At 63.6% G+C, this 21325-nt stretch carries 17 protein-coding genes; 14 read left to right on the top strand and 3 right to left on the bottom strand.

All coding sequences use genetic code 11. The features are described from left to right. Positions 1 to 82: 82 nt before the first annotated feature. From FVP77_RS12195 to FVP77_RS12205, 3 genes are read left to right on the top strand one after another with little or no spacing between them, the layout of a single operon-like run. A complete protein-coding gene (locus FVP77_RS12195; RefSeq protein ID WP_187266927.1) occupies positions 83 to 1234 on the top strand; it encodes an ABC transporter substrate-binding protein in 1152 nt (383 codons plus the stop codon). Continuing rightward, positions 1231 to 2166, top strand: coding sequence for a carbohydrate ABC transporter permease (locus tag FVP77_RS12200; RefSeq protein WP_147894866.1), 936 nt, complete (start codon positions 1231 to 1233; stop codon positions 2164 to 2166). The genes FVP77_RS12195 and FVP77_RS12200 overlap by 4 nt, the downstream gene beginning before the upstream one ends. After that, the gene (locus tag FVP77_RS12205; RefSeq protein ID WP_147894867.1) at positions 2163 to 3050 is read left to right on the top strand and encodes a carbohydrate ABC transporter permease; all 888 of its coding nucleotides are present in this window, start codon (positions 2163 to 2165) and stop codon (positions 3048 to 3050) included. Before FVP77_RS12200 ends, FVP77_RS12205 begins: the two co-directional genes overlap by 4 nt. 128 nt (positions 3051 to 3178) lie before the next feature. Here the strand turns inward: FVP77_RS12205 and FVP77_RS12210 are convergent, their stop codons facing one another. Both FVP77_RS12210 and manD read right to left on the bottom strand, forming a co-directional pair. Continuing rightward, positions 3179 to 4195 (bottom strand): SDR family NAD(P)-dependent oxidoreductase, encoded by a 1017-nt coding sequence (locus FVP77_RS12210; RefSeq protein WP_147894868.1) that lies wholly within the window; start codon positions 4193 to 4195, stop codon positions 3179 to 3181. Between the two features lie 36 nt (positions 4196 to 4231). After that, positions 4232 to 5470, bottom strand: coding sequence for a D-mannonate dehydratase ManD (manD, locus tag FVP77_RS12215; RefSeq protein ID WP_147894869.1), 1239 nt, complete (start codon positions 5468 to 5470; stop codon positions 4232 to 4234). Between the two features lie 195 nt (positions 5471 to 5665). Between manD and uxaC the strand changes: the two genes are divergently transcribed. The 7 genes from uxaC (at position 5666) to FVP77_RS12250 (ending at position 15250) form a co-directional block, all read left to right on the top strand. Next, positions 5666 to 7060 (top strand): glucuronate isomerase, encoded by a 1395-nt coding sequence (gene uxaC, locus FVP77_RS12220; RefSeq protein ID WP_147894870.1) that lies wholly within the window; start codon positions 5666 to 5668, stop codon positions 7058 to 7060. Next, a complete protein-coding gene (locus FVP77_RS12225) occupies positions 7057 to 8424 on the top strand; it encodes a mannitol dehydrogenase family protein (protein WP_147894871.1) in 1368 nt (455 codons plus the stop codon). Before uxaC ends, FVP77_RS12225 begins: the two co-directional genes overlap by 4 nt. A gap of 139 nt (positions 8425 to 8563) precedes the next feature. Further along, positions 8564 to 10096, top strand: a complete 1533-nt coding sequence (locus FVP77_RS12230) for an ABC transporter substrate-binding protein (RefSeq protein ID WP_187266928.1) — start codon at positions 8564 to 8566, stop codon at positions 10094 to 10096. A 54-nt stretch (positions 10097 to 10150) separates the two neighbouring features. Next, positions 10151 to 11092 (top strand): ABC transporter permease, encoded by a 942-nt coding sequence (locus FVP77_RS12235; protein WP_147894873.1) that lies wholly within the window; start codon positions 10151 to 10153, stop codon positions 11090 to 11092. Further along, positions 11089 to 12972 carry a dipeptide/oligopeptide/nickel ABC transporter permease/ATP-binding protein gene (locus tag FVP77_RS12240; RefSeq protein ID WP_222707729.1) on the top strand — a complete coding sequence of 628 codons (1884 nt, stop codon included), beginning with the start codon at positions 11089 to 11091 and terminating at the stop codon, positions 12970 to 12972. The genes FVP77_RS12235 and FVP77_RS12240 overlap by 4 nt, the downstream gene beginning before the upstream one ends. Continuing rightward, the gene (locus FVP77_RS12245) at positions 12969 to 13799 is read left to right on the top strand and encodes an ATP-binding cassette domain-containing protein (RefSeq protein ID WP_147894874.1); all 831 of its coding nucleotides are present in this window, start codon (positions 12969 to 12971) and stop codon (positions 13797 to 13799) included. Before FVP77_RS12240 ends, FVP77_RS12245 begins: the two co-directional genes overlap by 4 nt. Then, positions 13796 to 15250 (top strand): glycoside hydrolase family 43 protein, encoded by a 1455-nt coding sequence (locus FVP77_RS12250; RefSeq protein ID WP_147894875.1) that lies wholly within the window; start codon positions 13796 to 13798, stop codon positions 15248 to 15250. Before FVP77_RS12245 ends, FVP77_RS12250 begins: the two co-directional genes overlap by 4 nt. Here the strand turns inward: FVP77_RS12250 and FVP77_RS12255 are convergent. Next, positions 15235 to 15855, bottom strand: a complete 621-nt coding sequence (locus FVP77_RS12255) for a TetR/AcrR family transcriptional regulator (protein WP_187266929.1) — start codon at positions 15853 to 15855, stop codon at positions 15235 to 15237. The two genes, FVP77_RS12250 and FVP77_RS12255, sit on opposite strands and share 16 nt — an antisense overlap. Positions 15856 to 15953: 98 nt before the next feature. Between FVP77_RS12255 and FVP77_RS12260 the strand changes: the two genes are divergently transcribed. The 4 genes from FVP77_RS12260 (at position 15954) to uidA (ending at position 21321) form a co-directional block, all read left to right on the top strand. After that, a complete protein-coding gene (locus tag FVP77_RS12260) occupies positions 15954 to 17183 on the top strand; it encodes a glycoside hydrolase family 1 protein (RefSeq protein WP_147894877.1) in 1230 nt (409 codons plus the stop codon). 28 nt (positions 17184 to 17211) lie between these two features. Continuing rightward, the gene (locus FVP77_RS12265) at positions 17212 to 18570 is read left to right on the top strand and encodes an MFS transporter (protein WP_147894878.1); all 1359 of its coding nucleotides are present in this window, start codon (positions 17212 to 17214) and stop codon (positions 18568 to 18570) included. Between the two features lie 104 nt (positions 18571 to 18674). Then, complete coding sequence (locus FVP77_RS12270; protein WP_246134094.1) at positions 18675 to 19433, top strand: SDR family NAD(P)-dependent oxidoreductase; 759 nt, start codon at positions 18675 to 18677, stop codon at positions 19431 to 19433. 94 nt (positions 19434 to 19527) lie between these two features. Continuing rightward, positions 19528 to 21321 carry a beta-glucuronidase gene (gene uidA / locus FVP77_RS12275; RefSeq protein ID WP_147894879.1) on the top strand — a complete coding sequence of 598 codons (1794 nt, stop codon included), beginning with the start codon at positions 19528 to 19530 and terminating at the stop codon, positions 21319 to 21321. Positions 21322 to 21325: the final 4 nt, after the last annotated feature.

The raw sequence follows: 21325 nt of genomic DNA on the forward strand, positions 1-21325 counted from the left end.
CGTCGTAGTTTCACTAGCGCTATCCGGATGCGCCGGGTCGGCTGAGGAGCCCGCCGATGATGGCGAGGTCGAGTTGACCTTCATGAACCAGTCGCGCGGTCAGGAGGCTGCCCTCACGCAGCTCGCCGAGCAGTACACCCAGGAGACGGGGGTCACGGTCTCCATCGATTCCCCTGGCCACGCTGACTACCTGCCCAAGCTGCAGGCTCGAGCCCAGTCGAACTCGATGCCCGACGTCTACTCGTCCTTCGCCGCCACAGATATGGCGCCCTTCTATCGGGCCGGGTGGGCAATGGACCTCACAAGTGAACTCGACGGCGGCTGGAGCGACAACTTCAGCCCGACAATCCTCGAGCTGTCCAAATTCGAGGACGGCAACAACCTCGATGTGCCAGCTGGCACCTATACGGTGCACTGGGAAACCCAGACCTACGGTCTCCTCGTGAACCCGGCACTGACGGACATCAATCTCGACGACAGCCCCGCGACGGCCGAAGACTTCATCGAGGCACTCTCCGCAGCGGACGCGAAGTTCTCGGTCGCAGCATCGCTCTCGCCTCAGCTCATCTGGGGCCTCGCGTCCAACTGGCTCAGCGACGATGAGATCGAAGCGACCTTCAAGGGGGAGTCGAGCTGGGAGTCCGAAGGCTGGCGCAACGCCTTCCAGGTTCTGGTCGACATGAAAGATGCAGGGGTCATCGCGAATGACTCGCTGCCGGGCGGCCAAGACGACAACCCGAACGTCGAGTCGGCATTCTTCACGCAGGCCACCGGAGCGATCTTTGACGCCTCGCCGGGCGTCTCGGTAGGCCTCCGCACGAATCCCGAGTTCGAGGACTACTTCTCTATCGGTATCCCCGTCGTCGACGGTGCGCCCCTCGATCCGCGCTCTCCCGGCGTCCCCGGAAAGGGCGCCGTCATCAACCCGAAGGGTGACCACCCGGAGGAAGCGCTCGCGTTCGTGAAGTGGCTGACCGAGCCCGAGCAGCAGTCGGTCTTCGCTGAGGTCGGTCGCATCCTGCCCTCCAACCCTGAGCTACTCGCCAGCGGCACCGTGCCCACCCAGCTCGCAGGATTCGCCGACGGTGTGGAGACGATGCAGACCATGTCCACGACCTTCACGACCGACGTGAAGACAGCGATTGTGGCTGAGGCGCAGCGCCTCGTCTTGGGTGAGGCGGACATCGACGAGGTCCTGGCCAACATCCAGGCCGCTCAGGATCGGTCGGCATGACCTCTCAGCCCGTTTTGGTCCCCACCCCGCGCCTGAAGAGGGCGCGGAGTGGGGGCCGCCCCCTCCGTCAGAACCTGGTTGGGTGGCTCTTCCTGGCACCCGCAATCGCCCTCATCGGTGTCTTCACCATCACGCCGTTCGGCCAAGCCATCTTGCTGAGCTTCCAATCGTGGGATGGCGTCAGCCCCGAGACTCCTTGGGTCGGTTTCGCGAACTACGAATTCGTCGGAAGTGATCCCATCTTCTGGGCCTCGATGCGCAACGTGCTCTTCTTCGGAGTCGTTGGGTTCTTCCTCGGAAACGCCATCGCGCTGTCGATGGCATTGGCGGTCAACCGCATCACCAAAGGCAAGACCTTCTTCCGAACCGTCTTCTACCTTCCGGGCGTGCTGTCGGTCGTCGTCGTCGGTCTGCTGTTCTCATTCATCCTCGCCCCCGGATCAGGTGTGCTGAACCGGCTACTCGAGATCTTCGGACTGGGATCGCTCGCACAGAACTGGCTCGGCGAACCGGCTATTGCACTTCCGGCGGTGGCCGCGGTATTCATCTGGTTCCACTGGGGCTTCGGGTTCCTGCTGTTCCTAGCCGGTTTGCAGGACGTACCGCAGGAGCTTTACGAAGCGGCCGAACTCGACGGCGCGAACGCGTGGACGCGCTTTCGCTACATCACCTGGCCACAACTGGCGCCAGTGACCTCGATTGTGAGCTTGCTGACGCTTCTCGCGGCGCTACAGATTTTTGGAACAGTCCAGGTGCTCACAAACGGCGGCCCGGGCTACCACACCATGGTCCCCACCCTCGCGATCTTCAACGAAGCATTCGTGAACTACCGCTACGGAAGCGCGGCCGCCATGTCCGTCATCTTCGGCGGCGCCCTCGTGCTCCTGTCGGTCCTTCAGCTCGCAATCACAGGACGGAGGTCTCGAGCATGACCCTCACAGAAGACACCACGACGCTCGCAGACGAGTCTGCACCGGAGCGAAAGGTGCCGCGTCGCCGCCTCCGGCTGGACCAAATCGGCCTATACGGCCTGCTGACCGTCGCCGCTCTCAGCGCCTTGCTACCTCTGATCTGGATGATCTCGGGGTCGCTCCAGTCGCTACCCGAGCTTCTCGCGAACGACAGCTTCCTCCCAGCGGTGCCGCAATGGGGTAACTACATCACGGCGTGGGTAGACGGGGATCTCGGAACCTACCTGCGCAACAGCGTCGTGTACACGGGTTCAGCCGTCGTCGGCATCCTGCTGGTTTCGAGCCTCGCTGGCTACGCACTCGCCCGGCTCGACTTTGCCGGCAAAGGCGTGTTCACCTTCGTCATCCTTGCGGTCATGATCATCCCGGCGCCGGCGATGTTCCTGGCCCAGTACAAGCTGCTCATCTCGCTCGGCCTCACCAATAACCCCGTTGGATACATCCTGATCCTCATCACTTCGGGCATACCGATGTCGACGCTCATCATGCGGAGCTTCTTCGTCAGCCAGCCCCGTGACCTGGAGGAGGCTGCCGCGCTGGACGGTGCCGGTCCCTTAAGGATCTTCTGGTCCGTCATTCTCCCGCTGGCCAGACCGGGGCTCGCCGCGGTCGCCGTCATCCAGGGACTGGGGGCGTGGAACGAATATCTGATGGCGCTTGCGCTGTTCGACGACAACGCTTTGATGCCCATTCAGCGAGGGCTGACAGCGTTCACCTCGGCCGAGACTCCCCAGCAGCAGATCCTCCTGGCAGCGACGACGATCTCCATCGTCCCCGTTGTCATTTTCTACCTGATGGCGCAGCGACACATCGTGAAAGGAATCGGAGCCGGGGCCATCAAGTAGCGCGATGTGCGCGCTCTCGTGTCATGCCTCAGCGCCTGCCTACCCCGTGAGCTGGCGACGACCTTCGGTATCAGCACAACAACGGAGCCCCGTGACGGTAAACGTCACGGGGCTCCGTCGTTCCGGTACTACTGAACCGACCAGCCACCGTCGGAGGCGAGTACCGCACCGTTAACGTTCACGCCGTCGTCCGAGAGGAGGAAGGTGATGGAGGCGGCGAGCTGCTCCGCCGTGGCGATGGTAGGAATCATGGCCTGGAAAGGCTGGAGACGTGCCGAGCCTTCCGCGGACATGTGGGGAGGCATAGGAATCCCGGTCGCCACGCCGCCTGGAGCCACTGCATTCACGCGAAGACCATGCGGCCCGTACATGAACGCTGCGGACTTCGTGAGGCCGATGATGCCGTGCTTGGACACCGTGTAGGCGTTGCCAGAGCTGTTCCCGCGGAGCGCGGCCTCACTCGCAACGTTCACAACGGACCCCGTCCCGGCTGCGGTCATCACAGGGATCACGGCTCGCAGGACTTTGAACGCCCCGGTGAGGTTGATAGCGATGACCCGATCCCACACCGCGTCGCTGGTTTCGCCCGCGGGGGAGAAGTCATCGTTGATGCCCGCAACGTTTGCGAGAGCGTCGATGCGCTGGCCGGCGGCGGCGACAATAGCGTCGACGTCCTCCTGAGAGGTGATGTCGGCCCGGACCACGACGATGTCTGAGGAGGGGTGAGTTGCCTTGAAGTCGTCTAGACGCTCCTGGGATACATCGACGGCAATGACACGGCCCCCTTCCCGGGCGATGCGCGACGCCGTCGCGCGACCGATGCCGGATGCAGCCCCGGTCACTACGACCGTCTTGCCCGTGAAGCGGCCGGGTGTGGTCTGCTCAGTCCATCCGGACGTCGATTCGCTAGACGCGGGAACGACGCCGTCGTTGGCAGCGAGAACAAGGTCATCGACAACCGACTGCGGCATCTGGCCGCCACTCGCTGCGACAAGCTGCTGAAGGGGGAGGCCGCGCATGGGGGCGAGCATCTCCTCCCTCGCACCCGACTGAGCTAGCAGCTCACGAACGAGAGGTCCTCCCTTGGGGTGGTCGAGCCACTCGCCGATAGTCGAGGACGCGGTGAGGGATGTGTTATCTGTCATGGGTAGACACCATTTCTATCGAGGCTCGCCGGCCGCTCACCAGTCGTGGACGGTGCCATCGGCCAAACGGTTGTACGGGAGGTACGCGCGGATGTACGGGTAGTTGCCTGCCTCATCCACATCGAGCTCGACGCCAAGGCCAGGCTTGTCTCCCGGGTGAAGGAAGCCGTCGTTCCAGGTGTAGGACTGCTCGAACACCGCGTCGGTCTTCTCGCCGTGCTTCATGTACTCCTGGATGCCGAAGTTGTGAATGGACAGGCCCAGATGCATCGCCGCGGCCATTCCGACAGGGGAGATGTCAGTGGGTCCGTGCATGCCGGACTTGATCTGGTACTGCGAGGCGTAGTCGAGCACCTTCTTCAGGTGTGTGATGCCGCCGGTGTGCGTCACCGCCGACCGGACGTAGTCGATGAGCTGCTCGCGGACGATCTGCTGGTAGTCCCAGACGGTGTTGAAGATCTCGCCGATGGCGAGGGGCGTCGTAGTGTGCTGGCGCACGAGCCGCAGAGCCTCCTGATTCTCCGCGGGCGTGCAGTCTTCGAGCCAGAACAAGTCGTAAGGCTCGAGCGACTTGCCGAGTTGCGCGGCCTGAATGGGTGTCATCCGGTGATGCCCGTCGTGCAGCAGCGGCACCTCGGGGCCGAACTCGTTGCGCACGGCCTCGAAGACGGTCGGGATGTGGCGCAGGTAGCTGCGCGTGTCCCAGTCCTCTTCGTTGGGTAGTCCGCCGCGCTGCGCTGGTTCGTGGTCGTACCGAACGCCCGAGTTCTCTTCGTACGTTGCGTTGGAGGCGATCCCATAGATCGACTTGAGTCCCGGAACCGCCGACTGGATGCGGATCGCTCGATACCCCTGCGCCTGATGCTCACGGACGCTGTCGAACAGCTCTTCGTTGTCTCGGCCCGAGGCATGTCCGTACGCCAGAAGTCCGTTGCGCGAAGCACCTCCAAGCAGCTCGTATACCGGCATTCCTGCCGCCTTGCCCTTGATGTCCCAGAGCGCCATGTCGACTGCGGCAATGGCAGCCATCGTCACCGGCCCGCGACGCCAGTAGGCGCTGCGGTAGAGGAACTGCCAGGTGTCCTCGATGCGCCGTGCGTCGCGACCGAGCAATAGGGGTACGACGTGCTCGCTGAGGTAGGCAACAACGGCCATCTCGCGGCCGTTAAGCGTTGCGTCACCGAGGCCCGTGAGGCCGTCGGCGGTCGTGAGCTTGAGTGTCACGAAGTTGCGGTCGGGACTGGTGACGATGACTTCTGCTTTATCGATTCGCATTCGGCGGTCTTTCCGGTCGGGGCCCGCCGGACCGCCACTCTTTGCGCAGGCGACGTCGCGGGCTATCTAAGTGAAACAGAATGGCCCGGGTTCTGGCAAGCGGTTGCGCACCCTTCGGTCGGGAGTGTCGCGGCGCCAGCTACGCGAACGTGCAACCGATTGACAAGACGAACCTGATGCGCCCAGAATGGCGCAATGCCTTTGCCACGACGTCGTGACCCGGATCGACTGCTGCCCGCCGATCCCCGCACACGCGACATCGCGCGAGACCTCTATCGCTCCGTCTCCGACGCGCCCATCATCTCGCCCCACGGACATGTCCCGGTCGAATGGCTTCGGGATGACACCCCGTTTTCGGATCCTGCCGATCTGCTCGTCACTCACGACCACTACGTCACTCGGCTACTGCACGCGGCAGGTGTCGATTATGCGGACCTCGGTCTGGGCGGGCACGCTGCAGACCCTCGCGACGTGTGGCGGATTCTCGCCTCTCACTGGCATCTCTTCACGGGTACCGCGTCGGGCTACTGGCTGGAGGAGGAGTTCGCGGAGATCCTGGGCGTAGAAGGCGCGTTCGGCCCCGATACCGCCGACCATTTCTTCGACGTGATCTCGGAACGACTCGCCTCGCCGGAGTACCGACCGCGGGCGCTGTTTGAGAAATTCGGCATCGAGGTGCTGGCCACAACCGACGACCCGCTCGATGACCTGTCGGCTCACGCATCGCTGCGTGACGTGTTACCCGGTCGCGTGTTGCCAACCTTCCGGCCAGACAAGTACCTGGACCCCGATGCTGAATTGTTCGCCTCGAACATCGAGGCGCTTCTAGGGGCCACGGCTCAGCCCACGTCATTCGCTGGATATCTGCGTGCGCTCAAGGAGCGCAGGGCGCATTTCATCGCTAACGGGGCGGTATCCGCAGACCACGGCGTCCAACAACCTGAGACCGCCGACATCGACCCCCTCGAAGCGAGCAGGCTTTTTGATGCGGTGGTGGAGGGCTCGGCATCTGTTGCGGGGAAGGCTGCTTTCCGCGCCCACATGCTTCTTCAGATGGCCCGCATGAGCGTCGACGACGGGCTCGTCATGACAGTGCACGCGGGAGTCTTCCGCAATCACAACTCTCAAACGAAGCGGGCGTTTGGCTCCGACACCGGTCACGACCTCCCGGTGCCTACGGACTTCGTGCGCGGACTTCGCCCGCTGCTCGAGCGCTACGGGTTGGAGCGCAACTTTCATCTCGTGCTGTTCGCGGTCGACGAAACCGTCTACTCGCGGGAGATTGCACCGCTCGCAGGCTTTTACCCGTCGGTATTCATCGGGGCACCATGGTGGTTCCTCGACGCGCCCGACGCAATGGCGCGCTTCCGCTCTGCCGTCACCGAGACCGCCGGCTTCTCCCGCTCGTCAGGGTTCATCGATGACACCCGCGCCTTCCTCTCGATTCCCGCACGGCACGACACAGCACGGAGAGCAGACGCCGCATTCTTGGCTCGGTTTGTTGCCGAAGGTCGTATCCAGTCGCGGGACGCAGAACGTGTCATCGCAGACTCCGTCTCCGGTCAGCCGCGGCGGGTGTTCAAACTATGACCTCCCCATCACTTCGGCGGTCAGCTAAGGCGCCAACCGTCCGGATTGTTCACCTGGGCCTTGGAGCCTTCAGCCGCTCTCACACTGCCTGGTACACCCAGCGAAGTGTGGACGGGGCCGACTGGGGCATCGCTGCTTACACCGGCCGCAGTAGAAACCTGCCGGACCGTCTCAATGCCCAATTTGGCGTCTACACGCTGGTCGAACGTGACAGCGACGGCGACCGCCCCAGCGTCGTCTCAAGCGTCGTGCGAGCGCATCCGGGGGATGATCTCCCCGCGCTCATGCATGACCTCGCTGCACCGGACACGGCGGTTGTGACACTCACAATCACCGAGGTGGGTTATCGACTGACGCCGAGTGACGAGCCGGATCTCGACGACCCGTCTGTGCGGGCGGACATCGCCGGTCTGAGCGCCATAGCGACTGGCGACCTCGCGCTCGCGGACGCGCGCCCGACAACAGCAATGGGGCGTCTCCTTCTCGGCTTCGAGGCTCGACGGCGTGCTGGAGGTGGTCCACTTGCCGTGCTCTCGTGCGACAACCTGCCCGACAACGGAGGCCGCCTCCGACGTGGCATGAGCTCATGGGCCCGCAATACTGCGCCCGAACTCCATCGGTGGATCATGGCGAACGTAGCATTCGCTTCGAGCTCAGTTGACCGAATAACACCTCGCATCTCCGATGCCGAAGAAGATGCATTGCGGGTGCGGTTCGATGACCTTGCTCCAGTAGTCGCAGAGCCCTTCAGCGACTGGGTCATCAGCGGGGAGTTTCCGGCCGGCCGTCCCGATTGGGAGAGTGCCGGCGCCCGTTTTGTCGACGAACTTGAGCCGTGGGAAGCGCGAAAGCTCTGGCTGCTCAACGGTGCGCACACGCTACTTGCTTGCCAGGGACTTCGGCGCGGGCACGCGACCGTGGCCGACGCCATCGCCGATCCCGCATGCCGCGCAGCAGTCGACGCGCTCTGGGACGAGGCCGAGTCCGCTCTCCCAGACGGCCTCGATATACCGGCCTACCGTGACGCACTACTCAGCCGGTTCGAGAACCCTCGCATTGAACACCGCCTAGAACAGATTGCTCGTGACACGACCACGAAGGTCCGTCTGCGCATCGCGCCAGTGGCGGAGCGAGAACGATCCCTAGACCGGAGTGCGGCGGCCTGCGCGTTCGCCTTCGCTTGTTGGATATTCGCGACCGAAGCCGGAATGCTCCCTTCCGAGGAGCGTCCGACGGAGGCCCGGCCCACCAAGGACTGGGTGGGCGCCGTGAGTCCTGCGCTCGCAGACGATGCGGACTTCGTCCACGAGGTTGAGCGGGCGGTCCACACCCTGGCAAATAACGAAACGGCCACGGTGGTCTAGAAGTTTGGCAATCGGTTGTCATTCGACCGGTGTCCTGCTTTACTGCTCTCAGCGGCGGTTCCCGACCACAAATGCAAGCGGTTGCCCGCCACCTCATCATCCAAAGGAGTATGAATCGATGTCGATTTCCCGTACCCGCATGAAGGGTCTTGCCGCCCTCGGCGCCCTGAGCGCGACCGTCATGATCCTCGCGGGTTGCACGGGCGAAGCTGCGCCCACCTCTTCGTCCTCTGGCGCCGCAGGTCCCGCGCCCGATCTCAAGATCTCCGCGGTCTCCGCCCCGAACTCGCTCGACCCGGCACAGCTCGTCGACGGGACCCAGATGTACGTCTGGTCATCGATCTACGACACCCTTCTCGCCCGTGACAGTGCAACTGGCGAGCTCATCCCGAACGCGGCGGAGAGCTGGGAGTACAACGAGGACGGGACCGAACTGACCCTCAAGCTGGTCGAGGGTATGACTTTCAGTGACGGCGACCCCGTGACTGCGGAGTCCGTCGTCGCAACCATGAAGCGAAACATGGCCACGCCTGGCATCGTCCAGCCGCGGTTCAGTCTCGTCTCCGACGTCGCGGCCGAGGACGATCTCACAGTAAAGGTGTCGTTCACCACCTACGACCCCCAGTTTGTCTACCTGCTCGCGCTTGGGGCGGGGGCCATCGGCAACGAGGACAACCTCACCGATCCGTCGATTGCCACAGACCCCGTCGGCTCAGGCCCCTACACGCTCGATGTGGCGAGCACCGTCCCCGGCACCACGTACGTCCTGAAGAAGCGCGAGGACTATTGGAACGCTGACGCATACCCGTTCCCGAGCTTCACTGTGCGGGTGCTGCAGGACCCGACCGCGGCATTCAACGCACTGCAGGCCGGAGAAATCAACGCAGGAACAGTGCAGGCACAGGTCGCCCCGCAGCTGGATCCCAACAGTTTCACCGTCACCGATGTCGAGGCGCAGGCCGTCGCGTACCTCGATGTTCTCGACCGTGCAGGCGACAAGTGGCCGGCTTTGGGTGACGAGAAAGTTCGTCAGGCAATCAACTACGCCATCGACCGCGAAGGGATCCTCAACGGCATCTACTCCGGCGTGGGCAAGGTCACACAGCAGGTATTCAACCCCGCCGGCGAGGTCTACGACGAAGCGCTCAACGACACATACGACTACGACCCTGCCAAGGGCAAGGAACTCGTCGAGGAAGCCGGATATGCCGGCGAGACGTTCCAGATTCCGAGCACCTTCCTCACAACGTCTATTGAGCCGACGCTCTCGCAGGCGTTCTCCGATATCGGTCTCAACCTGGAGTGGGTTGCCGTACCGCCGCAGCAGGCCCAGTCTGCTCTCCAGTCGGGCGAGTACGGGCTGACCTTCCAGATCACCGGCTTCAACTCCGACCCGGCGGACGCGTTCACTCACTACAGCGTGAACGGAGACCGTAACCCTCAGCACTACACGGACGCGACGCTTGATGAACTGTTCGGCACCATCGACTCGACCGTCGAGTTCTCGGAGGCTCTGCCGACCTACAAAGAGCTGAACGAGTATGCAGTCGAGCAGGCATGGGAAGCGCCGATTGTGTTCGTAGGAGCCAAGTGGGCAACCGCTGACGGCGTCTCCATCGTCAACTACGGCGGCGCCCCGACAACGATTCGGACGTTTGCCTTCGCTGGCTAACGCAACCGCGGGGGCGGGTCGAAAGACCCGCCCCCGTACCTCGATAGGAATCTGATGCTCCTTTACATCGCGAAGCGACTCGGCGCCGGGGTCGTGCTTGCTCTCCTGGTTTCTTTCATCACCTTCATGCTGCTGAGCACGTCGTTCGAGGACGTTGCTCGAACGATCCTCGGTCCGTCGGCAACCCCAGAGACCGTGGCCGGCATCATGGCGGCGAGAGGGTGGGATCGCCCAGCCATCGTCCAGTACTTCGACTGGCTACTCCACGCGCTCCGCGGAGACTTCGGAGTGTCTGTCTATACCTCGCTGCCGGTGGCACCGTCAGTAATCCAGCGTCTCACCGTCACCTTGTCGATAATCGTGCCGGCGCTTTTGATTACCGCAGTCGTCGCTACGTTTCTCGGCGTATGGTCGGCGTCGCGCGGCGGCATCGTGGACCGGATCTCGCAGGGACTGTCGCTCGTCGGGTACCTCGTCCCCGGACTCCTCCTGGCAATCGGACTGGTCGTGATCTTCGCCGTGCAGCTCAAGTGGCTTCCGGCCACAGGCTTCACACCTTTCAGCGACAACCCGGCGGCCTGGCTTCGCAGCATCACCATTCCCGTGATTGTTCTCGTCATTGGGGGCGCAGCGAACATGACGGCACAGGTGCGAGGTCGCATGATTGACGAGCTGCGCAAGGACTACGTGCGCACACTGCGAACACGAGGCGTCTCCACGAACGCCATCATCGTCAAGCACGCATTGCGCAACGCTGGCAGCCCTGCACTTACAGTGATGTCGCTCGAGTTCATCCAGATGTTTGGTGCGGCTCTCATCATCGAGAACGTCTTCGCCCTGCCTGGCTACGGCAGTTTCGCGTTCAACGCCTCCCTGCAGGGTGACATCCCTGTCATCCTCGGCATCACCGCCTTCGGCACGCTGCTGGTGATTGTCGTCAACCTGGTCACAGACCTAGCCAACGGCTGGCTCAACCCGAAAGCGAGGGTCCGATGACCCTTCCCAACGATCCTTCGATTGACCCGGAACCTCCTCTCAGCGCACGGACGTCTACGTCCGCATTCGCTGAGCCGGTCACGCAGAACGTGACACAACCGAGCACCGAGCTCCTGCAGACCGTGGCGGCTGCCACACGCGCAAGCCGGGTCCCTGTCTGGCGCAAGCTGATGAAGGACCCACAGGCCGTCATCACCGTCATCATCCTCGCCGTCATCGTCTTCCTGGGCGTGCTTGCCTCGTTCATCGCACCGCACGGGCCTAACGAGTCCGACCTCAGCATGGTGAATGCGCCGGTGGGAACCGAGGGGTACCTCCTCGGTGGAGATGAATCTGGCCGCGACATATTCAGCAGGCTGCTCTACTCGACGCAGACCGCAATCATCGCGGGGCTCATTGGTACCGGCGTCGCCCTCATCGTCGGGGTGACCGCAGGTTTGGTGGGCGGATACTTCGGTCGATTCACCCAGTCAGCGACCGAGTGGATTTTCAGCCTCATCATGACCTTCCCCGGTCTGTTGCTGCTCATCATCCTCATGCCGGTTACCGGCGGCGACTACCGTGCGACGATGCTGATCTTCGGCGTGCTGCTTGCGCCGGGCATCTACAGGATCGTTCGTAACCTCGTTCTCGGCGTGAAGAACGAGCTCTATGTAGATGCCGCCCGGGTAGCCGGTCTCGGGAACCTTCGAATTCTCGGCCGGCACGTCCTCTTTGTGGTTCGCGGACCCATCATCATCGCCGCCGCGTTCCTCGTCGGCTCCGCCATCGCCGTCCAGTCCGGCCTTGCCTTCTTGGGCGTCGGATCACTCGAGGTGCCGAGCTTCGGAGCGATGATTGCTTCCGGCTTCCGCAATCTCTACATCGCTCCGACCCAATTTCTCTGGCCGTCCATCAGCCTCGGACTCATCACAGCCTCGCTGGTGCTGCTCGGAAACTCTCTCCGCGACGCTCTCGAAGGGTCCAAGCCCCAGCCCAGCAAAGTCGGGTCGGGACAGCGAGTGGCCGTCGACGAAGACGAGAACCGTGACCGCGCAGCGCGTTCCCTGCTCGACATCCGCGATCTGGCCATCGCGTACCCCCGGCCCGACGGCAAGCTAAACGAGGTCGTTCGCGGCGTCTCGCTTGCCGTCCAGAGGGGCAAGGTGATGGGCCTGGTGGGCGAGTCGGGGTCGGGTAAGTCGCAGACCGCGTTCGCAACCCTCGGCGTGCTCCCCAACGAGGCGGTCATCGTCAGGGGCTCGATTCTGTTCGACGGGGAAGAGCTCGTCGGTCTCACCGATGCGCAGATGCGACCGTTGCGAGGCAAGGCAATCGCCTATATCCCGCAGGAACCCATGTCGAACCTCGATCCGTCGTTCAAGGTCGGATCGCAGCTTGTAGAGGGCGTCCGCTCCGCCCTTGGCATTTCGAAGAAGGAAGCGAAAGAACGAGTCTTGGCGCTCCTGAAACGGGTCGGGATCAACGACCCGGAGCGAACATTCGATTCGTACCCCCACCAGATCTCAGGCGGTATGGCGCAGCGCGTGCTCATCGCCGGCGCGGTGGCCAGCCGGCCCAAGCTACTCATTGCGGACGAGCCCACCACCGCGCTCGACGTGACTGTGCAAGCCGAGATTCTCGACCTGCTGCGCGACCTTCAGTCGGAGCTCGATATGGCCGTTCTGCTCGTCACCCACAACTTCGGAGTCGTCGCCGACGTGTGTGACCAGATCGCTGTAATGCGGCAGGGAGAGATCGTCGAACAGGGCGACATCGAGCAGATCTTCGACCACCCGCAGCACGAGTACACAAAGATGCTCCTCAACGCGATCTTGGATGAAGACACCGTGAGGACCGACCCGCCGGCGCCGGCATCGAAGACAGAGGGTGTGGCATGAGCTTGCTCGAGATCCGAGACCTTCGCGTCTCTTACCCGGGGCGAGGCTTTCGTGCAAAGCCGGTAGAGGTCCTGCACGGGGTGAGCTTGGAGGTCGCCGCGGGAGAGACCGTCGGTCTTGTCGGCGAGTCTGGTTCGGGGAAGACGACTATCGGACGGGCCGTGCTCGGACTTGTCCGCCCTTCCGGCGGGTCCATCCGCTTCGAAGGACAGGAAATCAGCGGACTTCAGGGCCGCGCCCGTCGCGCCCTGTCTGACCACATCCAGGTGGTCTTTCAAGATCCGTACACGTCACTCAACCCCTCCATGACCATCGGCGAGATCCTCGCTGAACCCCTCGTGGTGCAGGGAGCCACAGGCAAAGATGCGCGGTCGCGTGTGCGGGCCCTCCTCGACCAAGTGGGCCTGCCGTCAGATGCGATAGACCGATTGCCACGAGAGTTCTCCGGCGGGCAGCGCCAGCGCGTTGCGATTGCACGCGCACTCGCCCCAAAGCCGAAGATCATCGTGTGCGACGAGCCGGTGTCGGCACTCGACTTGTCGACGCAGGCGACAGTGATGGAGCTATTCGTCGAGATCCAGCGCGCCACCGGCGTCTCCTACCTCTTCGTCTCCCACGACCTTTCCGTCATTCGACACATCAGCCACCGCGTTGCCGTGCTGTATCGCGGCGACCTTGTCGAGACAGGCGATGCTCCCACGGTCACCTCAGTCCCGACCCACCCCTATACCCAACGCCTACTGCTGGCAGCACCGGTCGCAGACCCTCGCGCGCAGCGCGAACGCCGTGAAGCGCGGCGGAAGATCCTGGAGGCAGAGAAACGATGACCATTCCGTTGTTGAGCGGGTTCCACCCCGACCCGTCTATTTGCCGCGTGGGCGATGACTACTACCTCGCAACCTCGACATTCGAGTACTTCCCGGGTGTGCCCATCTTCACTAGTCGCGACCTAGTGACCTGGCAACAACTGGGGCATGCCCTCAACCGACCCTCGCAACTCAAAGTGCGGACCGGACTCGACAACGCCAGCGGCGGCATTTACGCGCCCACCTTGAGACACCACGGCGGCCGTTTTTGGATGACGACGACCAACATCCACGATGTCCGCGACGGACACCTCATCGTTCACGCGGATGACCCCGCCGGACCGTGGAGCGACCCGGTATACACAGCGGGGCTCATCGGTATCGACCCCGACCTCGCCTGGGACGACGAGGGCCACTGTTATCTCACATGGTCCGACGTCGTTCGCGGGGGCATCACGACAGCGAGAGTGGACCCCGAAACCGGAGAGTTACTCTCGGAACCAACTGAGATCTGGCGCGGGACCGGAGGCGCCCACGCGGAGGGTCCGCACCTGTTCCGCCGCGGCGACTGGTGGTACCTCCTCGTCGCTGAGGGCGGAACCGCTACGGGACATATGGTCACGATTGCTCGCGCCCGCGACATCTCGGGTCCGTTCGAGTCGAACCCCGCTAACCCAATCCTGACTCACCGCAGCACATCGAATCCCGTGCAGTCCACTGGGCATGCAGACCTGGTGGAGCTCGTCGATGGATCTTGGGCCATGGTTCACCTCGGAACGCGACCCAGGGGCTCGTTCCCCAAGTGGCACACGAACGGTCGAGAGACGTTCCTTGTCGGTATCGACTGGGTCGACGACTGGCCTGTAGTCGTCCCGGACCGGTTCGTCGTACCCGAGGCATCCCAGGGCTTCACGGATGAGTTCACTGGCGCAGCACTCCATCACCGCTGGATCGCGCCGGGGGTCGACCCCTCGTCGTTCGCATTTCCCACGGCGTGGGGACTGGAGCTCCGAGCGGGACGCTCGGCTGAGTCGCCGGAAACTCTTCATCTGCTCGCGACGCGCGTTCTCGACTTGCAATGGACGGCGAGCGTCAAGGCGCGCGGGGATGTGGCGCTAACGGTGCGTATCGACGACGCACACCAGGCCTCAGTGGAGCGCGTCGGCGAGGTCGTGACCGCTCGCGTCGTTATCGGCCCGGCCGACCACGTCCTCGCGATGCGTACGGACCTGGACGCGGAGGCCGAGCTGTCAATCAAGGCCGTCCCGTACGGTGGCGCGCCGGGCCAGAGGAAAGGACCGGACCGGCTGGTTCTGGGTGCGGATGGCGATGGCGGCTTCGTCGAGCTTGCGTCCTTCGATGGTCGCTACATCTCGACCGAGGTAGCGGGTGGCTTCACGGGACGCGTCGTAGGCGTGGAGGCGCTCGGCGGCGATGCCGTTGTGACGAGGTTCGCTTACTCCCCGTCCTGAGGGTGAAGCTCGGGGACGAAGGCGGAGAGCATCTCGCGAAGGATGTCCTCGACATTCAGATCTCTTTCAGGGGAGTACAGCCACTGCAGATGCAGGCCTTCGGTCAGTGCGACTGTGGCAGCGGCAAGATCCTCCGGGGTGACTGTGCCTCTCAACCGGCCTTCATCAGCGAGCTGCCGGAACAAACGAGAGAGGAATCTCCTGATGTCGGCGTAGCGGCGAGCGAAATGCTCGTGCGCCGGGTGGGCGGTTGCTGCCGCCTCGCCGGCGAGTACCGCGCTGAGTTCCACAAGACCGGCATACCTGTCGCGCTCAACAAGAGTGCTCACCATCCCCTGCAGAATGGTCGCCGGATCCGAAGCTTCGCCAGCGGTGCGGTGGTCCGCCAGATACTTCGCACTTCTTTCGTCCTGCAGGTCAAGCACTGCCGTGAGCAGGTCCTCCTTGCGGGGAAAGTGGTGAAGCAACCCGGTGTGACTGATGCCCGCCCGGCGGGCTATCTCTGCCATCGAGGCTCCGTGGAACCCGGACACGGCAAAGGCCTCCGAACAGGCAGAGATGATGGCTTGACGTACCGCGGCTGACTTCGCGTACTGACGAATCACAGACACCTCCAAAAATAGTGAGCCCTTACTATTTTATGTTACGGTGTGGTGGCAATCGGTTGTCAGGGCCATGCCCGCTAAGAGACGAAGGAAACACGATGACGAATTTCCCCCACGGTTTCCTCTGGGGCGCGGCCACCGCTCCTCACCAGATCGAGGGCAACAACGTCAACAGCGACTGGTGGGCGCGTGAGCAGATGATGCCCGGAATGGAACTGTCTGGCGACGCCGTCGACAGCTACCACCGCTACCGCGAGGACATCTCGCTCCTCGCGGAGGCAGGCCTCAACACCTACCGTTTCGGCATCGAGTGGTCACGCATAGAGCCGATCCCCGGCCACTTCTCCCGGGCGGAGCTCGCTCACTACCGGCGAATGATTGAGACGTGCTTCGAGTTCGGAATCACGCCTGTCGTCACGCTGCAACACTTCACCACCCCGCAGTGGTTCGCCGAAGCTGGCGGATGGACCGCAGCGGACGCGTCGGAGAAGTTCCAGCGATTCGTCACCGAGGCCACGACCATCCTCGAGGGCGTTGAGTGGGTCGTGACGATGAACGAGCCGAACATGCAGGCCGCCATCATGACTGCTATGCGACGGATGTCGCAGTCTCAGGGAGGCCAGTGGCAGAGCCCCACCGTCGAAGCGGACGCTCCGGAGGGCAAGGAGGAGAAGCGCAGTCACAGCCAGTTCCTTACCTACGCCGACCCGGAGATCGGCAGGATGTTTGTCGGCATTCACCATGCAGCGCGCGACATCATCCGTCAGCGCACGGGCGCCAAAGTTGGCTGGACTATCGCCGCAGGTGCGCTGACTGCGGCGCCGGGCGGCGAAGAGAAGCTCCTCGAAATCCGCTACGGCAAGGAAGACGTGTACTGGGAAGGTGCTCGCGACGACGACTGGGTCGGCGTGCAGGCGTACTCCAGCCAGGAAGTGGACGCTGATGGCCTCGTACCCCATCCGCAACTGCCCGACAACACTCTCGTCGGGACCGCTTACCGCCCGGACGCGCTCGCGATGGCCGTTCGTCACGCGCATGAGATCACCGGTGGCGTTCCTATCCTTATCACTGAGAACGGGATTGCCACGGCGGACGACACGCAACGCATCCGCTACACCCGGGAAGCGTTGGAGGGGTTGCACGCGACCATCGGCGAAGGCATCGATGTCCGCGGATACCTCCACTGGAGCCTCCTCGACAACTTCGAATGGGGCCACTGGGCACCCACCTTCGGTCTCATCGCCGTGAACCGCGAAACTTTCGTTCGCGCGCCCAAGCCGAGCCTCGCCTGGTTGGGCGAAGCTGCACGCCGCAACGGGCTCGCCTGACGCACGCGTTGATCCCTCGGGGGCACAGATGACCACCCATGTCGGCGACGGCGGCGACCAACGCGGAGATGCTGACGAGCGCAATCTCGTTCCGGCAAACACCGCGATGGCGCAGCCGCCGCCGGCGGACTCGTCTTCGCGGCGGGCCCCGGTCTTGGAGCCCGCCCCGGTTTCTTTCGGCGCGATACTTCTTCTGGTCGCGGCCACGTTCGGGTCGGGCATGGCCATGATTGTCCCGATGTCGTACTCGCTCGCGGTGCGACTTGACCAGCTCGCTCCCGGGCGCGCCGATTTGCTCGGGTACATCCTCGGTATTGGGTCTGCGGCGACTCTGGTCGTCGCCCCGCTGTCCGGCATTCTCAGCGACCGCACGCGGTCTCGGTGGGGGAGGCGCCGGCCGTTCACAGTCGCCGGCGTGGCCATCGGGATCATCGCGATCCCGGTCATGGCCTTTGCCCCCAATTTCGCGGTCTTGGCTGCTGGTTGGGTGCTGTCCACCGTCGGGTGGAACACCGCGGGTGGATCAATCGGCAACTGGCAGGCAGATCGGCTCCCACCGCAACAACGAGGGAAAGTGTCCGGGCTGACAGGCCTGGCCATGCAGGTCGCACCCGTTGTCGGAATCATCCTCGTGGGGACGGTTCGCGCGGAAACGCTGCTGGTATTCGTAATCCCGGCCGCCGCGGGGCTTGTCCTGGTCGGCTTGTTCGTGGTGTTCGCCCGCGATCCGGACAGTCGAGCGGTGGTGCACTCTGAGCCATTGACTCTCGGGCGCATCGTGCGCAGTTACGCCTTCAGCCCGCGCGCATTCCCAGACTTCGCGTGGAACTGGGTAGGGCGGTTCATCTTCTTCTTCGGACTGACCTTCGCCACCAGCTTCTCGGTGTACTTCTTCTCGCAGCGACTTGGCATTTCGGTGCCAGAGGTCGCGGGGTTCCAGGCGTTGACGGCTGCGCTGAGTATTGGCACGGCACTCCTCGGGTCTCTTGGCGGCGGATGGGTAAGCGACCGTATCGGTCGCCGCAAACCCCTGATCGTCCTCGGCGCGCTGCTCTTCGCAATCGGGTGCACCACCTCGGCATTCGCGGGCAACGTTCCGAGCTTGATTGCGGGAACGTTGATCTCCTCGCTAGGCATTGCAACCTTCTCGGCCGTCGGCCAAGCGCTCACGCTCGACGTGCTTCCGAACCGCGACACCGAGGCCGGTCGCTATATGGCCATCACTCTTTTCGCCCAAAAGATCCCTGGTGTGCTGGCCCCTGCCGTTGCGCCGCTCGTGCTCGCACTCATGGGCGGCGGAAACTTCCTGGCGCTTTACCTCACAGCCGCCGTGCTTGCCGTGGCCGGCGGTTTGGTCATCGGCATCGGGGTGCGAAGCACTCGTTGACACCCGCCCACTCATCAACATCTGGAGGAACTATGCCCTACCCATTCACCGACGTCTCCGCCCACTCGCTGGCCGACCTCCTCTCGCTTGCCGGTCGGCGAGCGGTGGTTACCGGCGGCGCGCGTGGGCTCGGTAAGGCCATCGCGCTTCGGTTGGCGGAAGCGGGAGCCGACGTAGTTATCGCCGACCTCGACGCCGGCCTCGCAACCGAGGCAGCGGCGGACGTCTCCGCTCGATTCGCCGGACGCGCCAAGGGCGTGCACATGGACGTGACCAACTCGGCCTCCGTCGCGAGCGCGGCGCAGGAAGCCGTCGACGCGTTTGGCGGCGTCGACATTTGGGTCAACAACGCCGGGATCTTCCCTGCGGTGCCGGTTCTTCAGACGCCAGACGACACCTGGGAACAAGTGTTCGCCGTCAACACGCGTGGAGTTTTCAATGGCTCGCGGGAGGCCGCCCGTCGGATGGACGGGGCCGGTGGGGTCATCGTGAACATCGTCTCGACCGCCGGGTTCCAGGGGACTGCCCCCGGGCTTTCGGCTTACGTCAGCTCCAAGCACGCGGTGCGCGGGATGACGAAGCAGATGGCGCTCGAGCTGGCTCCGCAAGGCATCCGGGTCCTCGGGGTCGCTCCGACCTTCGTACCGACTGAGGGCAACATCGCCGCGGCGGCCGCTGGCGCCGCTGCGCTCGAGGCGCAGGGTATCGACCCGAGCTCCGCGATGCCGGTGATGGCGCAGAGCTTGATTGGTCGGATCGGAACCCCCGATGACATCGCACGAGTAGTGCTCTTCTGCGCCAGCGACCTCTCGGTCATCATGACCGGCAGCACCCTGCTCGCAGACGCTGGACAGACGATCTGACGAGGGATCATGAAGCAACTGGCAATCGATTGCCAGTCGCCTCGAATTCTGCTTTACTTCACTCACACCCGCAACGTCGCGCAGGAAGGCCGCAATGCTGAAGCCCCGCTCCACCCCGACCCGTGAACTCGTCAACCTCGATGGGGTCTGGCGCTTTGCCCTCGACTCTCGTGTGGATGACACGCCTTGGCTCGGTACTTTGCAGACACCGCTGGAGGCGGCAGTGCCGGCCTCGTACAACGACCAGTTCACCGACCCCGCAGTTCGCAAGCACGTCGGGTGGGTCTACTACCAGCGAACGGTGCGCGTGCCCCGCGGGTGGACGAACGACGATGTGCTGCTTCGATTCGACGCGGCTACGCACGCGGCGCGCGTGTACGTCGATGACGCTCTCGCGGGCGAGCACGTGGGCGGCTACACCCCGTTCGATGTCGACATCACCGACCTCGTCCCCGCGGGAGGCGAGTTCCGCCTCACCGTGGCCGTGAGCGGGGACCTCACCAACGAGACGATCCCTCCGGGAAAGATCGAGATTGGTGCGACGGGCCGACAGAAGCAGGTCTACTTCCACGACTTCTTCAATTACGCGGGGCTCGCGAGGTCCGTGTGGCTCTACAGCCGCCCGAAGGCCCGCATCGAAGACATCGTCGTCATCACCGGTTTCGAGGGTGACGAAGGCACCGTCGAATACACTGTGGCCACCTCCGGTGAGGCTCAGGTGCGGGTTCGTCTCGCCGATACGACGGGCGCCCTCGTGGCTGAAGCCGACGGAGCGCAAGGTGTTCTCACCGTTCCCAACGTCACGTTGTGGAAGCCTGGTGCCGCCTACCTCTACGAGCTGACTGCTGAGCTCATCTCCGAGGATGAGGTAGTTGACAGCTACCCACTCGCCGTCGGTGTCCGCACCGTGGAGACGCGCGGCTACGAGTTCCTCATCAACGGCGAGCCGTTCTACTTCACCGGGTTCGGCAAGCACGAGGACACCGCCATTCGAGGCAAGGGGCACGATGACGCCTTCCTCGTTCACGATTTCCAGCTGCTGGACTGGGTCGGGGCGAACTCGTTCCGTACCTCGCACTACCCGTACGCCGAGGAAGTCCTCGAGTTCGCCGACCGCCACGGAATCGTCGTTATCGATGAAACCGCGGCCGTTGGCCTCAACATGGGCGTTGTCGGGGGAATGACGGGCACACCGCCGTTCCCGACGTTCTCTGAGCAGTACGCGAATGACAAGACCCAGGCCGCGCACGCTCAGCACCTTCGCGAACTCATCACGCGCGACCGCAACCACCCGTCGGTGGTGATGTGGAGCATCGCGAACGAGCCGGCTTCGAACGAAGAGGGGGCTCGAGAATACTTCGAGCCGCTCGTCAAGCTCGCGCGCGAGCTCGACCCCACCCGCCCCTTGACGTACTCCGTCGTCATGTTCGCCACCTTCAAGAACGACCTGATTGTCGATCTCTTCGACGTCGTCAGCATCAACCGCTATTACGGCTGGTACATCGCCGGCGGTGAACTCGACGTAGCCGAGGCCTACCTTCGTGGGGACTTGCAGGGCTGGATCGACCGAGTCGAAAAGCCCATCATGATGAGCGAGTACGGCGCCGACACCGAGCCTGGGCTGCACTCGGTGTGGGAGGACCGCGTCTGGACTGAGGAGTACCAGATCGCGTACCTCGAAGCCAACCACCGGATCTTCGACCAGTTCCCCCAGTTCGTCGGCGAGCACGTGTGGAACTTCGCTGACTTCGCTACCGATAACGGACTGCACCGCGTCGACGGCAATAAGAAGGGCGTCTTCACGCGCGACCGCAAACCGAAGGCCGCAGCTCGAGCGCTGCGAGCCCGGTGGCGCGGTCTGGACGGGCGCAAACCCGGGTCTGCCTAAGCGG

The organism is Microbacterium hatanonis (assembly GCF_008017415.1).
In the GTDB taxonomy this organism is placed as follows: Bacteria; Actinomycetota; Actinomycetes; order Actinomycetales; family Microbacteriaceae; genus Microbacterium; species Microbacterium hatanonis.